Below are 15870 nucleotides of genomic sequence, written 5' to 3'. Positions count from 1 at the left end.
ATGAGAGTACTAATTTTTGTATTTCTTTTTCTGAGTTTTTGGACGATTGCTCAAACAGATTCGAGCAACCGAAGAATCAGTTTGCACTTTCAGCAAACAAGTATTTACCAATATCATTCAGCGTTTTCAGCCAAATATACGGGGGATAATAGTTTGATTCCGCAAGAAGAAGGTGCGATGTCCTTAACTTCTACCCTATTTTTTGATAGTAAACTTTGGAAAGGAGGCAATTTCACGTTTAATCCTGAAATGTCGGGAGGTAAAGGTCTTTCTCAAGCTAAAGGCTTGGGTGGATTTACCAATGGAGAAACATTTCGTATCGGGAATCCGGAACCAGTGGTGTATGTTGCAAGATTATTTTTATCACAAGTTTTTGACTTGAAAAATAATCAATCCATCAAAATTGTCATAGGCAAATTCGGATTGGCAGACTATTTCGATTTCAATACTTATTCACATGACCCGAGAGCACATTTTATGAATTGGTCATTGATGTCGCAAGGAAGTTGGGATTATGCAGCGAATACTCGTGGATATACTTCAGGAATATACGCACAATACATTCAACCCAAATTTGAGATTAGAGCTTCTTTTTCTGCCGTTCCGACTTCAGCCAACGGTCCAGATTTAGATTATCAATATGACATAGCCAATGGAATTAATTTAGAACTTACCAAACCTATCTCTATATCAAAAAGCGATCAAGCGGTTATTCGTTTGTTAGTTTACCGAAATCAAGCAGGGATGGGAAATTACGATCAAGCCAATCAAAATTTCAATGGCACTCCAGATATAACATCTACGAGAAAATCCTACCGAACAAAAATGGGATTTGGAATCAATGCAGAATTGACACACAAAGATATTTTTGGCGTATTTGGTAGATTTGGTTTAAATGATGGAAAAAATGAAACATGGGCCTTCACAGAAATTGATGAATCAATTTCTGCAGGAATCCATTTTTTTGGTCAAAAATGGAAACGTAAAAACGATTTTGCAGGCTTAGCAATCGTAGCAAATGGATTATCTGCATCACACCAAAAATATCAACAATTGGGAGGAAATGGCTTTATGATTGGAGATGGCAATCTAAATTATGGTCAGGAAAGTATTTTAGAAGCTTTCTATAGCTATGCTTTAGACAATACCTCGTTTACATTTTCACCAGATTTCCAGTACATCATCAATCCTGGATACAACAAAGATCGGGGCCCTGTTTGCGTATGGGGTATCCGCGTTCATACCGAATTTTAAATTAATTTATCATGAATAAATTCATTAAAAACCTGTTAGCCTTTTCATTGAAAAATCGTTTTTTCACTTTTTTTTGGGTGGGCATTTTAACGATTGGAGGGGTAATTAGCTACATCAATATACCTATTGAAGCATTTCCGGATGTAACCAACACACAAATCATTGTTGTAACTGAATGGAATGGAAGAAGTGCAGAAGAGGTGGAGCGTTTTGTTACAACGCCCATTGAAATTGCCATGAATAGTGTTCAGAGAAAAACAAATGTGCGGAGCATTACCATGTTTGGATTGTCTGTGATCAAAATCATTTTTGAAGATGATGTAGAAGATTTCTTTGCTAGACAGCAAGTCAATAACCTATTAAACACGGTAAAGCTACCCGATGACGTGGAGCCTGATGTGCAACCTCCTTACGGACCGACTGGGGAAATATTTCGATATACTTTACAAAGCAAAGAAAGGGATTCCAGGGAATTATTAACGATTCAAAATTGGACCATTGATCGTCAATTAAGAGCAGTACCGGGTGTTGCGGATATCGTTGCTTTTGGAGGAAGAGAGAAGACCTATGAAATTGCTATTGATCCAGTAAAACTACAAAAATATGATTTAACCCCTTTGGAACTCTTCACAGCCATTTCGAAATCCAATTTAAATGTTGGTGGGGATGTCATTGAAAAAAATGGCCAAGCCTTTGTGGTAAGAGGTATCGGATTAGTGAAGACCATTGAGGACATTGAAAATACTATTGTAGACAATAATAATGGGAATCCATTATTAGTAAAAAATGTCGCATCTGTCATTATCAGCAATTTACCTCGAGTGGGACAAGTTGGATTAAACTCGAACGACGATGTGGTAGAAGGTATTGTCGTCATGCGAAAAGGAGAAAATCCTAGCGAAGTGCTGGAGAGACTCAAGACTAAAATAGAGGAATTAAACACCAAAGTATTACCGTCTGATGTCAAAATGGTCACTTTTTATGACCGTGATAATTTAATGGCCTATTGTACCAAAACGGTTATGCACAACCTATTGGAAGGCATTATTTTGGTAACAGTAATTGTATTTGTATTCATGGCTGATTGGAGAACAACTTTGATTGTATCTATCATCATCCCTTTAGCATTATTATTTGCATTTCTTTGTTTGAAACTGAAAGGAATGTCGGCTAATTTATTATCACTCGGAGCAGTGGATTTTGGAATTATCATTGATGGAGCTGTGGTAATGGTGGAAGGCTTGTTTGTCACCCTAGATCATCGAGCAGAAAAAGTAGGCATGTCGGCATATAATAAATTGGCCAAAATGAGTTTGATTAAAAAGACAGGAACAGGACTTGGAAAAGCCATCTTTTTCTCCAAATTAATCATCATTTCAGCCTTATTACCCATTTTTGCTTTCCAAAAGGTAGAAGGAAAAATGTTTTCTCCTTTGGCATATACGCTTGGTTTTGCCCTACTTGGTGCATTGATTTTCACCTTAACACTAGTGCCCGTTTTAAGTTCTATTTTATTGAACAAAAATGTAAAAGAGAAACATAATTTCTTCATCGATTTTATCAATCGAATTGTTGGAAATGCATTTAAATGGACCTTTTCTCACCAAAAGATCACCTTAACTGTTTCTATTGCCATTTTTGCTTTTTCCATTTTTTCTGCCAAATGGTTAGGCTCTGAATTTTTGCCTCCTTTGAACGAAGGTGCTTTGTGGGTAGAAGCAAAATTACCCATGAGTACATCCTTACCTGAAACGGTCAAGATGGTCAAAACTCTTAGAAATGAATTGAGAACTTTTCCTGAAGTGAATGGCGTATTATCCCAAGTTGGCCGAAGCAATGATGGAACTGACCCAAGTGGATTTTATTATGTTCAAATGCAAGTAAACTTGAAACCCAAAGAGGAATGGAAGAGAAAGCTAAGCATCGACCAATTGGTGAATGAAATGGATCACCGCCTCAAGAATTTCCAGGGAATCAACTATAATTATTCTCAGCCTATTATTGATAATGTGGCGGAAGCTGTGGCCGGTATGAATGCCTCTAATGCAGTTAAAATATACGGAGACGACTTAGGGAAATTAGATGAAATCGCGAACCAAGTTATTGCACAAATCAAAGATGTAGAAGGAGTCAAAGACGTAGGAATCTTGCGTAACATTGGTCAGCCAGAAGTGAGTATTTTATTAGATGAAGAAAAAATGGCCATTTACGGTGTCACGAAAGCGGATGCCCAAGCTGTCATCGAAATGGCCATCGGGGGAAAAACCGCAACTTCCAAATATGAAGGAGAAAAACGCTTTGATATTCGAATTAGGTATTCGCAAGAATTCAGAAAGAATGAAGATGACATCATGCGATTAATGATTCCTACCATCAAAGGCACCAAAATCCCTTTGAAAGAAATTGCAAAATTGGAGAAATCAACGGGGCCTGCTTTTATTTATCGAGATAATACTAAACGATTTATTGGGGTTAAATTTTCAGTTAGAGATCGAGATTTAGGAAGCACCATTGCTGAAGCGCAAACCAATGTAAAGAATAAAATTAAATTACCTGATGGTTATAGCATCGGTTGGGCAGGTGAATTTGAGAATCAAGTTAGAGCAACCAACCGTTTATCTCAAGTGGTTCCCATCAGTTTAATTATGATTTTTGTCTTGCTTTTTATCATGTTTGGAAATGCCAAAGACGCAGGATATGTCTTAATTAATGTCCCTTTTGCTCTCATTGGTGGAATCTTTGCCTTGCATTTAACAGGGATGAATTTTGGAATATCGGCAGGAGTTGGCTTCATTGCACTCTTTGGAATTTGTGTCCAAAATGGTGTAATTCTAATTTCTGAAATACATCATCAATCTCTACAAGAATCCGATTTATCCATAGCTATTTTTAATGCAGTTAAATTAAGAACAAGACCAGTGATTATGACTGCCATGATGGCTGCCATTGGCCTTTTACCAGCAGCTGTTAGTTCTGGAATTGGTTCTGAAAGTCAAAAACCATTGGCCATTGTCATCATTGGAGGATTAGTTACAGCTACTTTATTTATCTTATTAGTCTTCCCTTTAATTTACCATGCGGCTTTGAAGAAAAGACTATCTAGATAAATTTAAGGTGCAGTAAAAACTTGGAAGGGAATCTGAATGGATTTCTCTTTCAGGTTCTTTTTTTGAATCAATTGAATGGCTAATTCCATGGCTTTTTTACCTTGATTTTCAGCATCCTGAATAATTGTTGCATCTAATTTTTTTGCTTTCACCGCTTTCATTGCATCTCCAATCCCATCCACACTCACCACGATCACTTTATCTTTCAATTTAGCATCTATCAATGCCTGCATTGCCCCTAAACCCATCTCATCATTTTGTGCAAAAACGGCATTAATTTGTGTCCCGTAAGACTGAATCCAGTTTTCCATCAATGCCATCGATTTCGCTCTATCCCATTCACCTGTTTGACTCGTTAATAATTTCAAACCTGGATAATTTTTTAGCGCTGCCATCGCCCCAGCTTCACGGTCAATTTGTGCTGCTTGGCCCATGTAGCCTTGAATCATCAATACATTTCCTTTGCCATTTAATTTTTTAGCAATAAAATCTATAGCCATTTTCGCCGATTCTTTATCATCCGATCCCACCCAAGCATCTGGAATTTCGTTGGTAGAAGAATTAACATTGACAATTGGAATACCAGCTTTTTTCGCTTTTAAAACAGCAGGAGAAGAGGCATCAAACTCGCATGGATTTAAAATGATAGCATCCACTTGTTGACTAATGAAATTCTCCACTTGCTCCACTTGCTTTAAAGCCGATCTTTCAGCATCAATCACGATTAATTCCACTTGATTCGCCTCCGCATTTTTTTCTAAGGATTGTGCCACTTTTTGTATAAACTCATTTTGCATACTCAACATGGAAACACCAATCACCAACTTCTTCTTTCCATCATTTTCCTTTTTCCCACAAGAGACAATCATCAAAAGTGCAAATACAACAATGGTACTAAATCCTACAATATTTTTCATAATCCTATTTTTTAATATTTTGATAAAAGCGATCAATTACAACCGCTAAAATAATAATTCCTCCCATCACAACCTGTTGCCAATAGGCAGATACATTCATTAAATCTAAGCCATTATTAATTACCCCAATGAATAAAACACCTAAAAGCGTTCCAATGATACTTCCTTTTCCACCTCTTGTACTTGTACCTCCGATGATAACCGCCGCAATAGCATCTAATTCAAAACCCAAACCCGCGTTTGGTTGACCGGTATTGATACGTGCTGATAACAATATTCCACCGATAGCGGCAAAAATACCGCTTAAAACATACACCCAGCACTTAATCCGATTAACTGGAATTCCAGAAACAAATGAAGCTGTTTCATTTCCTCCGATGGCTTTGACATAACGGCCAAATACGGTTTTATTCAATAAAATTGCACAAAACACAAAAGTGATCAGCAGAAAAATAATCGGAATGGGGATATCTATAAAATCGCCATTACCGATAAAATTAAATGACTCAGATAAATCAGAAACTGGGCGCCCATCACTGATGATTAATGCTAAACCTCTGGCAATTGTCATACTACCTAAAGTAACTATGAATGGCGGAACTTTAGACAAAACAATGATCCAGCCATTGATGGCACCCATCAAAGCACCGACCAATAAAGCTAATGGTAAAGCAATCCACACATTTCCATCTTCCGACTTGGAATACATAGCAGCAACAACCCCAGCAACAGCCAACATAGAGCCCAATGACAAATCAATCCCACCAGAAATAATCACAAAAGTGACACCAAAAGCCAAAATGGCATTTACGGATACTTGGTTAAAGATGACCATTAAATTGGTTTCTGTCAAAAAACGAGAAGTTTGGGTACTAATCAAAAAACAGATGACCAATAAGGCAATAAAAATTCCGCCTGATTGACTTTTTAAAATTCCCTCTTTTATTTTTTTTATCATCGCTTATAACATTGCATTTTTCATAATTTCATCCGCTTGGATTTGATCTTTCGACAAAATAGCCGTTTGTTTTCCTTTTGAAATAACCAAAACTCGATCACTCAGGTGCATCAATTCAGGTAGATCAGATGAGATCAAAATAATGGATTTACCTTCAGAAACCATTTGATTCATCAAGGTATAAATTTCAAATTTCGCTTGAACGTCAATTCCCCGAGTCGGTTCATCCAAAATTAATAGATTGGGAGATTGCTGTAAAATTTTGGCAAAAACAACTTTTTGTTGATTGCCTCCACTTAAATTTTCTACTTTTTGATGTTCGCTTAAATGTTTAATTTTCAGCTTACTAATATGTTCTGACGCAATTTCCTGCTCTAAATCAAGCGGTATAAAACCCAAATTTTGCAAATCTGACAAAACAGATAAAGTAATATTTTCTCGAATCGAAAATTCAGGAATAAAACCCATCGCTTTTCGATCTTCACTGACGTAAGCAATTCCAGCATCAATGGCATCTTTGGGCTTATTAAATTCAACATGTTGACCATTCAACACCATCTCCCCTTCGTCCTTTTTCAACAAACCACTGATTGCCATTCCGATTTCTGTTCTTCCTGCTCCCACTAAACCTCCGATACCCACAATTTCCCCCGCATGTAAATCAAAATTAATTTGCTCAAATTTCCCTTTACAGGTCAAATTTTTGATTTCCAAAACCTTCTCTCCGATTTGCACTTGTCTGCTTGGGAAAAATTGATTCATTTCTCTCCCCACCATTTGAAACACAATTTCATGTTCGTTCGTTTGTGTTTTCAAATTACTCGCAATCAAATTTCCATCTCTCAATACCGTTATTCGATCCGCAAAATTGAATATTTCTTCCATTTTGTGGGAAGTAAATAAAATACTTACCCCCTCCTTTTTTAATTTTTGAATCAAATTTTGAAATAAAACCACTTCCTTCTCACTCAAAGAGGAAGTAGGCTCATCCATTAAAATCAATTTAGCTTTTTGGGAAATAGCTCTTAAAATTTCCACTAATTGCTGGTCTGCAATGGATAAATTTTTGACCTTTTCAACTGGATTTAAATGAATCTGACATTCGTTTAAAAGAAGGTTTACTTTTTCGCGCAAATGTTTTTTTTGTTCCCAAGGAAAAAAACCTAATTCCTTTTCTCTACCTAAGTAGATATTCTCTTCTACACTGAGTTCTGGCACAAGCATGATTTCCTGGTGTATCATGGAAATTCCTGATTCCATGATTTGACGCAGATTTTGATTCGCTCTTTTTTGTCCAAAAAAAATCATCTCTCCTTTATCTGGAGAGATGATTCCTAAAATAATTTTCATCAAGGTTGATTTCCCAGCTCCATTTTCACCGACTAGCGCATGAATTTCACCCGAAAATAAACTTAAATCTATTTTTTGAAGCACATTAATCCCTGAAAAGCCAACTGAAACGCTTTTTAACTCAAGAATAGGTTTGTCTTCTTTTTCTTTCATTCACCCATTTTTAGCAAGGCCATTCTACGTTTGTGTCCTTCCATTGACGGTCTCTTCCGGATGCAATTACTGCTTCACAGATTTTTTGAGTTTGTAAGGCCTCTTTGAAAGTCGGTGAACAAGGTTCGTTTTTCTCAAGCGACAACAAGAAGTCGGCAGCTTGATGCACGAAACTATGTTCATATCCAATGATCAAACCTGGCACCCACCATTTATCCATGTAAGGTTGATCTCCGTCCGTTACTAAAATGGATTTCCATCCACGAACAATGGAATCATCGCTATGATCAAACATTTCTAAACGGTTCAAATCATGTAAATCCCAACGCAAAGAAGCGTGTTCTCCATTGATTTCAAAAGTATATAATGCCTTGTGTCCTCTTGCGTAACGAGTAGATTCAAATAAACCTAAAGATCCATTATCAAAATGGCAATGGAATAGGCAAGCATCATCAATACCTACCTTTTGTTTTTGTCCAGTGCCTGAATGAACACGTTCCTTAACAAAAGTTTCTGTCAAAGCTGAAACATCATTGATACCACCATTTAACCACAAAGCTGTATCGATGCAATGCGCCAATAAATCGCCAGTAACACCCGAACCTGCGGCTTCAACATCTAAACGCCAAGTTCCAGCGCCACCTTGAGGTACATCTGGACTAATCGTCCAATCTTGTAAAAAATTTGCTCTGTAATGAAAAATACGACCTAATTTACCTGAGTCAATGATTTGTTTAGCCAAAGAAACAGCCGGTAAACGACGGTAATTATACCAAACCGTATTACGAACACCTGTTTCTTCAATGACTTTTACCATTTCCTCTCCTTCTGCCAAAGTTCTCGACAAAGGTTTTTCGCACAAAATCATTTTCCCAGCTTTAGCCGCCGCAATGGCAATTTCAGCATGCGTATCATTCGGCGTGCAAATATCTACTGCATCGATATCATCTCTTGCAATTAATTTTCTCCAATCTGTTTCATAAGAAGCATAGCCCCATTGTGCCGCAAAAGCTTTTACGTTTGCTTCATTTCTGGAACAAACAGCCTGCATAACTGGCTCATAAGCTAAATTGGGGAAAAAGTTGGTAATTCTATTGAAACCGTTTGAATGGGTTCTTCCCATAAAACCAGTTCCTATTAATCCTATTCTTAATTTTTTCTTTTCCATGTTCATCCTCTTTTACCGATTCTTAAGACCAGCCATGTGCTTCTCTTACTCGAATCATCGTTGCTAAAATATCATTCCACGTTTTTTGTTGTAACATCACTTCATTCGAGAACATACAACCATCCCAACAGATATGCTTAAATGCTTTGGTTAATTCACCTTTTTCATCTCTTAACCAATAACCCGCATCCTCTGCTACGACTAATTTACCATTTGGATCTGTTGCTTGACAATGACGACCTGTTTTATCATGACTACCTGTTCCATGAACTGTTCCATCATTTTGCGCCACGTGAAAATCAATGGTCCAAGGACGCAAAGCTGAAGTAATTTTCTTCAAAGCATCTTTCAATACTTCACGATCTTGCCAATCATATTGATCTGGTAAAATACGATGCTCAGGCGCATTGTAACCCATGGTATAAAGAAGCGTATGCGACATATCCGCCTGAAAACCAATGTTTTTGCGATCTACTGCTTCTAAGGTTTCTACCATGTGCTTCCATGAATGCATACCTCCCCAACAAATTTCTCCTTCTGCTGCCAAACGCTCACCGTAATCTGCCGCTACATCACAAGCACGTTGGAATGTTTCTACAATTTTCTTTGAATTTCCGACAGGATCTTTTGCCCAATCAGATACACCACTGGCAGAATCTATACGAACAATTCCATTCGGACGAATTCCCATTTCTCTCAAGGTTTGACCAACTTCACACGATTTACGAACCATGTCCACAAAATGATCTTGATCTGCTTTGCTTCCTATCGCAGGTCCACCCCAAATGGGAGCCACCAAGCTACCAATTTCTAAACCGTGGGCTGCTACTTTGTCCGCCAATCGTTTTGCACCTTCTTTACCTGATTCAATATCGAAATGTGGGCCTAAAAGTCCAACATCTACTCCATCGAATTTCGTGCCATTTACTTCTGCAGCAGCTGTCATTTGCAACATCTGATCCAATGAAATAACGGGTTCTGAATCAGGTCCTTTACCAACAATTCCTGGCCAAGTTGCATTATGCAATTTTGGATATATATTATCTGGTTTCATATGATTTATAGGTTTTTAAAATAAATTTAAAATTTCAAATCTGGATTTTTAGGTCCAAAGTGTTTCAACATAACAATTGGATCCGTTGAAGAATGGTTCGTGATGGTTACTCCCTCTTTCGCAGCGGATTCAGTTACAAAAAATTCATCATTCGTTAATTGTCCATAACGGATTAAAGCAGGAGTTTCGATATTCCAAACACCCATTTTACCATGTCCTTGCATCATGATAAGTCCATAAGCAGCCGCATCAGTAATCGTAACCGTTTGTCCAGGGAAAATGGTTAATTCTTTGGCACTAAATGCATCTGAACGGTAGCAAATCCATTTTTCTGAATAGCCTTTTGCTTCCATTTCTTTTTCATCAGCAACTGGAATCGGTTGCATAAAACGAGTTTCCAATAAATTCGGATTGGTATTTAAATCCCAATCAATTACTTCCATCAATTGGTCATAATTGCCCATTTCCTCTTTTGGAGTACCATTCCACAATAATTCCTCTGGAATCACTGCTTCATTAACCAATGACTGATACATCGCAAACACATCAGAGGCTTTTTGTGGCTCATAGGTACACATACTTCCTGGTGCGTGCAACATCCCTGGAGGCACATCCCAACCCGTTCCTGGGATTAGTGGGAATGCTTGAGAGAACATGGTGATTTTATTATCGCCTTTGGTGAAATTCATCAAACATTCTTTGATTTGTTCTTTGGTTGTTCCTGGAGCAATTCCAAAAAATGTATAAGGGAAATCTCCACCATGATTATTCAATTGAGGAGGAAAATAATACGCTTCTGGCTTTCCTAATTGTCCAATTTTCGCCGCATGCTCATCGTTGTGATGAATGTGATGTGGCAAAGGTCCCATGTTATCAAAAAACTTCGAATACATCGGCCAAGATTTATATTCATTCCATAGGCGATCTCCAATGATTTGAGCACCTAATTCTTGAATCACATCTACCAACAATACTTGCTCCTCTTTTCCGCCTTCTGTGTAAACAACAGCACTTAAACCCTCATTTTCACCCGTCAATGGCCCGTTTTTAGCAGGAGTCGTAGATGATAACCAACGCTCATCGATTCCACCTCGCACACCACCTAAAACATAATAATCATCTGGATGTAATTTTATTCTTCTACCGGGTACACAAAAAGAACGGGGTACCCAAGTTGGAGCTAATCTCAAAATTCCTTTTCCTTGCTCAAGGGCCTTTGCTGCTTTATTTTTCATTTTAAAATAGGCTTATATATGTTGTAAAAATTCTGTTAATTCATTGTTGTTTTTTTGTTGATCTAGCACATCCAAAGTAATTTCAAATTTCTTGGTTTCGTTCGGTGCTAAGAAAATCAAGGATCCATCCTCTCTGGCGGCCTTTTGACCGATGGGTGGATGAGTTCCGGGTTCTACACCTGTTACATATTCATTGACACCAAAATGCTGCCAATTGGTTAAACTAGGTAAAGAACGTTTATCATATTTCATGCGAACTCCCAAGCCAATTTTTGAATTGTACAATCCGCAAACTACTTGGTGATTCACATCTTCTGCTGCATCTATAAATGCCACTTCTTCTCCATTTCCCAAATGAATATCCAATGGATCTGGACATTTTTTATACTCATTCCCTTCTTTAAAAATCAATGGTTCATTGATTCCCTCAAAGCGGTATTTCCATTTTCCTTTTGCTACAATATCTGTACCTGCATCAATCAAGGGCCAGCCAAAATTAAAATGGTACAATAACATCAATGGAGCTGAAGTATTCCCTTCATTCAACACTTCATCTTGAATTCGAATAAATGGCTCTCCCAATCTACCCGAAATGGTTCTCTTTAGGGTAAGACAAGGTCCAAAAATAACGTTTTGACGAATGATACCCGTAATACTCATATCCAAATTCCCTGAACGAATATCCGGTTGAATGATGGATACAATCTCAGCCATCTGATTGCTTATTTTTCCATGAACCCCTCGACTGCCATGTTCATCCTCTTCAGGACCACCTACATGGTCGAGTCCACATGTAGTTAAAAGTCCACCACCAAAGGTACGTAACCAATGTAAACCTTGGTCAGCAAATGGTTGTGGACTTGTAACTCCTGCATGACTAATCCATGCTAAACTTTTTTCTTGGTAAAAGGCTTCCGCTATGTCCATTGCACGGTCAAGTACAATTTTATAGCGTAAGCCAGAACCTGTATCCATCCAAGCAACTCGGACTCCCTTTCCTGCTCCGTTGTCTAATACAGAGGTTTCTATTCCTCCGAGTTGCTTGTGATTAGAGATTTTATTTTCCCAAGGATACTTCATTATTATTTAATTATTTATGATTCAATTATTTAGCAGCTGGTTTTGCGAACATTGCATTCGATTCGTTTCCACCAGATAACAAATAAGCCATCAAATCTTTCAATTCTTCTGCACTTAAACTGTTAATCAAGTTAGCAAGCATAGGTGATACACCTGAATATTTCACAGAAGTAACATTTTTCTTCAATACTTTTTCAACTTGATCAGGAGCATAAGGGTTTTGTGAAACATAGAATGCTAATTTATCTTGGTTGGTAATACGTCCCACCACAGATGTTCCATTTCTTAACATCAATTGAGAAGCTGCGTATTGGTCTGAAACTACTTTATTTGGATTAATAATAGCTTCCAAGATATCCTTTTTAGAGAAACGAGTTCCTAAATTGGTTAAATCTGGACCCACATTACCACCACCATCAGATCCTAAAGCATGGCAATTTTTACAAGTGGTAGCAGCAAACCAAGATTTTCCATTTGCAAAATTACGGTTCGTCAATGGTTCATCTAACAAAGCAACTGCTTCTTCCAATTTCCAGTTTTTGCCTGGACCTTTTGGATAATCAATTTTCACTAAGTCGTTACCATTGGCTGTCAATAATTCAGCACCCGACATTTTATCATATTTAGCTCTTTGAGCCTCCGCTACATTTTTCAATGCCAATTTACGAGCACGATCAATGAAACCTACATAACTACGACCACCGTTGAAATTAAATCCATTACGGAACCATGTGAAATAACGATCATGTAATTCTGGCGTCCAGTTATTTTTAGCTGCACTTAACATTGTTCCTAAATAAGTAGCTTGTGCCGGTGGAATTTTCTCCAACATACGAGCGATATCTGTACCATATTGAGGATTACGCATAATTAAATCGGCAGAAGAAGTAGCCGTTTCAACACGGTAAGCTGCCACAGATGCAGTATCTTTTGTTTCCATCAACTTCAAAGTTCTTGGTATAATACCTGGAGCTTCTAAAGTAATCAAGATACGGCTCAATGAACGAGTTAAGTTCATTTGTTTCGCAGGATACAAGGCGTCAAACTTAGCAACAATAGCTGCAGATTGAGAAGCATCTGGTAAACCATTACGCAAAATATTCAATTCAAATGCACGGATATAATCAATTTGCAAAGCTTCATTAAAGCCTTTGTTATCAATTTTCAACAATGCCGCATTAATAGCAGACTTGTTTTCTGGCTTGTCCGCGCGAATCAAACCAATTAAAGCATTGATAGCAGCAACTGGATCTTTTTCATTCAAAGCTTTCTCTTTCCAAGTATCTACCGGATTGTGCTCCAAAGCAATACGAGCTGCATAACGCACAAAACGATCAGGATTATTCAAAGCTGGCCAAGCTGTTGCAACTGCAGCTGGATTAGGTCCTTGGTGGAATTGCTCTAATTTACGACGTAATTCATTCAAAGGATTGATCGATGGTGCTGGAGCTTTCGCTACTGCCTCTTCAGGACCTGCATAATACACACGGTACATATCAGATTCCAAACGACGACCACCAATCATAAAATACAAAGCTCCATCCGGGCCTACCACGCCATCCGTTAATGGAAGTGGAATTCCTGATAAAAATTCTTCTCTGTCAGCTGTATAAGTTGAACCTTGAGGCTTTAACTTAATTAAGTGAGCAATACCGAACGTCCAGTCGAAAGCCAATAATGATTTCTTGTATTTAGCTGGAAATTTAGCATCTCTTAAAGATAATAAACTAGTAGGTGAACCTTGTCCAATGTTTAATACCGGTGGTAAATTATCAGGTAAAGAAGGAGACCATTTGCTATTACCTGTTCTCCATCCAAATTCAGAACCAGAAGTTACGTGGCAAATACGTGTTGGGCGGTACCAAGGTAAACCGAAATCCCATTCCATATCTGCATCATAAGCAAATAAATCGCCCGACTCATTGAAAGCAATATCAAATGCATTTCGATAACCAGCACTTACTAATTCATATTTTTTACCCTCTGGATCAAAATTCAACACATATCCACCTGGTGCATAACGATCATTGGCGTGTCCACGTGGGTCCTTGATTAAAGGAAATAAGTTATCCTCATGCCAGTTTTTTGGTAAACGGTAAGCATCCAAGGCAGGTACATCCGTGTGGTTACCATTGATTAAATACAAAGATTTTTTATCAGGTGAAAGAATGATGGAGTGAGGACCATGCTCGCCTTCTCCTTTAAATTCTTTCATTAAGGTAATTTTATCAAATTGATCATCTCCGTCCAAATCTTGAACTCGATACAATCCACTACCTCTTGGAGCATATCCTTGAGAAAAACCATTTCTTCCTCCAGCCGCAGCAGCAGGTTGAGGATTAGCTGGAGTAGCGCGTGCGTTGACAACCACATATAAGCTGTTGAAAGCGTACAATAAACCATGCGCATTTCCAATACCAAGCGTATCTACTCCTTTTCCAAACTTTAATTTTTCAATTTGTGGAGTCACATCTTTTGAACCGATGGCAGGAACTTTCAAACGAAAAAGTCCACCGTATTGATCGGAAGCAATGATTCTACCTTTATCATCAAAACACATAGCTACCCAAGATCCAATTTTAGCATCTGAAGGGCTATATAAATGTTCAATTTTAAAGCCTGGTTGTAGGCGAATTTTATCTATTTTGGGATTTGCACCTTCCTCAACGGCAGGGTTTACTTTGAAGAGCGAATTAAAATTCGCACTAGCCAAAGCAAAAATCGCCCCAAAAACAATGGCAATTTTTAATACTGTTTTCATTTTCAATTTGTTTATAGGTTTATTTTAATTTTTTCAAACGGATATTTTTGTACTCTACTTTCATCGGCGGTCCTACGTGTACTTGCATGCCTAACCAACCCGATTTTTTCCCATTAACTTCATCTAAGTCTGTTACATCACTCATCAATACACCATTCACAAAATGCTGTAAATGATTTCCCTTTGCAATGATATGAATTTCATTCCAATCTTCAGATTTGATGATTGTTTTTAGTGAATCCGAAGAACCTAAAGAACCTGTCACTTTACGAGCAGTCCAATTATTTCTTTGCGAATATGTTTTTAAATTATTCTTTAACTCAGGATCTGTTTGCTCGTTTAACACAGAAATCTCTCCACGATATGCCAAAGTGGTACGAGCTCTTTCTTCGTAATTTTGACCTGTGTAACGATTAGCGCCATCAATGTCGGCTTGATATCCTTTTAAAGCAAATGGCAAGTCAGGTGTTAATTCCTCCGAACGATAATTGACACCCGTATTCCCTGCTTTTGCAATTTTAAAGTCAGCTTTGAATTCAAAATCGGCAGGTTGATCTGCACGATAAATAATGAATTGATTTCTTTTCAACGTAGTTGCTGGAGTGATTTCACCAACAATACAACCATTTTCTACTCTCCAATAAGTAAGATCTCCATCCCAGTTTTTCAATGTTTTTCCATCAAAAATTTGTTTGAAACCTTTTTCCTTTGATTTTTTAGACGAATTGGAGTCATCTTGTTTAAAAGATATTACAGAGAAAAGTAGACAAACTACCCCCATGTAAAGTATTAATTTTTTCATGTTACTAGGTTTTAAGTTTAAAATTTAAAGA

11 protein-coding genes are annotated in these 15870 nt (G+C 37.7%); 2 read left to right on the top strand and 9 right to left on the bottom strand.

The window, feature by feature from the left end:
• Positions 1-1254, top strand: a complete 1254-nt coding sequence (locus V7S79_RS07010; RefSeq protein ID WP_459489849.1) for a carbohydrate porin — start codon at positions 1-3, stop codon at positions 1252-1254.
• Positions 1255-1265: 11 nt separating this feature from the next.
• Positions 1266-4361, top strand: a complete 3096-nt coding sequence (locus V7S79_RS07005; protein ID WP_459489848.1) for an efflux RND transporter permease subunit — start codon at positions 1266-1268, stop codon at positions 4359-4361.
• Positions 4362-4363: 2 nt separating this feature from the next.
• Here the strand turns inward: V7S79_RS07005 and V7S79_RS07000 are convergent, their stop codons facing one another.
• Genes V7S79_RS07000 through V7S79_RS06960 form a run of 9 tightly spaced genes read right to left on the bottom strand, consistent with a single transcriptional unit; the run spans position 4364 to position 15839 of the window.
• Positions 4364-5278 carry a substrate-binding domain-containing protein gene (locus tag V7S79_RS07000; protein ID WP_459489847.1) on the bottom strand — a complete coding sequence of 305 codons (915 nt, stop codon included), beginning with the start codon at positions 5276-5278 and terminating at the stop codon, positions 4364-4366.
• 4 nt (positions 5279-5282) lie between these two features.
• A complete protein-coding gene (locus V7S79_RS06995; protein ID WP_459489846.1) occupies positions 5283-6236 on the bottom strand; it encodes an ABC transporter permease in 954 nt (317 codons plus the stop codon).
• Between the two features lie 3 nt (positions 6237-6239).
• The gene (locus tag V7S79_RS06990) at positions 6240-7739 is read right to left on the bottom strand and encodes a sugar ABC transporter ATP-binding protein (RefSeq protein ID WP_459489845.1); all 1500 of its coding nucleotides are present in this window, start codon (positions 7737-7739) and stop codon (positions 6240-6242) included.
• A 10-nt stretch (positions 7740-7749) separates the two neighbouring features.
• Positions 7750-8907, bottom strand: coding sequence for a Gfo/Idh/MocA family protein (locus V7S79_RS06985; protein WP_459489844.1), 1158 nt, complete (start codon positions 8905-8907; stop codon positions 7750-7752).
• A gap of 22 nt (positions 8908-8929) precedes the next feature.
• On the bottom strand, positions 8930-9961 hold the full coding sequence (locus V7S79_RS06980; protein WP_459489843.1) for a sugar phosphate isomerase/epimerase family protein: 1032 nt from the start codon (positions 9959-9961) through the stop codon (positions 8930-8932).
• 26 nt (positions 9962-9987) lie between these two features.
• The gene (locus V7S79_RS06975) at positions 9988-11196 is read right to left on the bottom strand and encodes a class I mannose-6-phosphate isomerase (protein WP_459489842.1); all 1209 of its coding nucleotides are present in this window, start codon (positions 11194-11196) and stop codon (positions 9988-9990) included.
• A 12-nt stretch (positions 11197-11208) separates the two neighbouring features.
• Complete coding sequence (locus tag V7S79_RS06970) at positions 11209-12276, bottom strand: aldose 1-epimerase family protein (RefSeq protein ID WP_459489841.1); 1068 nt, start codon at positions 12274-12276, stop codon at positions 11209-11211.
• A 25-nt stretch (positions 12277-12301) separates the two neighbouring features.
• On the bottom strand, positions 12302-15037 hold the full coding sequence (locus V7S79_RS06965) for a c-type cytochrome (protein ID WP_459489840.1): 2736 nt from the start codon (positions 15035-15037) through the stop codon (positions 12302-12304).
• Positions 15038-15056: 19 nt separating this feature from the next.
• Complete coding sequence (locus tag V7S79_RS06960) at positions 15057-15839, bottom strand: 3-keto-disaccharide hydrolase (RefSeq protein WP_459489839.1); 783 nt, start codon at positions 15837-15839, stop codon at positions 15057-15059.
• Positions 15840-15870: the final 31 nt, after the last annotated feature.

It is taken from the genome of Aquirufa sp. ROCK-SH2 (assembly GCF_054558315.1).
Note: the sequence above shows the minus strand (reverse complement) of the source record. Positions and strands in the feature narration are given on the sequence as shown.

Bases quoted from the DNA above. Each gene is read 5' to 3' on its own strand.
- V7S79_RS07010 (WP_459489849.1), top strand. From the start codon at position 1: ATGAGAGTACTAATTTTTGTATTTCTTTTTCTGAGTTTTTGGACGATT.
- V7S79_RS07005 (WP_459489848.1), top strand. From the start codon at position 1,266: ATGAATAAATTCATTAAAAACCTGTTAGCCTTTTCATTGAAAAATCGT.
- V7S79_RS07000 (WP_459489847.1), bottom strand. From the start codon at position 5,278: ATGAAAAATATTGTAGGATTTAGTACCATTGTTGTATTTGCACTTTTG.
- V7S79_RS06995 (WP_459489846.1), bottom strand. From the start codon at position 6,236: ATGATAAAAAAAATAAAAGAGGGAATTTTAAAAAGTCAATCAGGCGGA.
- V7S79_RS06990 (WP_459489845.1), bottom strand. From the start codon at position 7,739: ATGAAAGAAAAAGAAGACAAACCTATTCTTGAGTTAAAAAGCGTTTCA.
- V7S79_RS06985 (WP_459489844.1), bottom strand. From the start codon at position 8,907: ATGGAAAAGAAAAAATTAAGAATAGGATTAATAGGAACTGGTTTTATG.
- V7S79_RS06980 (WP_459489843.1), bottom strand. From the start codon at position 9,961: ATGAAACCAGATAATATATATCCAAAATTGCATAATGCAACTTGGCCA.
- V7S79_RS06975 (WP_459489842.1), bottom strand. From the start codon at position 11,196: ATGAAAAATAAAGCAGCAAAGGCCCTTGAGCAAGGAAAAGGAATTTTG.
- V7S79_RS06970 (WP_459489841.1), bottom strand. From the start codon at position 12,276: ATGAAGTATCCTTGGGAAAATAAAATCTCTAATCACAAGCAACTCGGA.
- V7S79_RS06965 (WP_459489840.1), bottom strand. From the start codon at position 15,037: ATGAAAACAGTATTAAAAATTGCCATTGTTTTTGGGGCGATTTTTGCT.
- V7S79_RS06960 (WP_459489839.1), bottom strand. From the start codon at position 15,839: ATGAAAAAATTAATACTTTACATGGGGGTAGTTTGTCTACTTTTCTCT.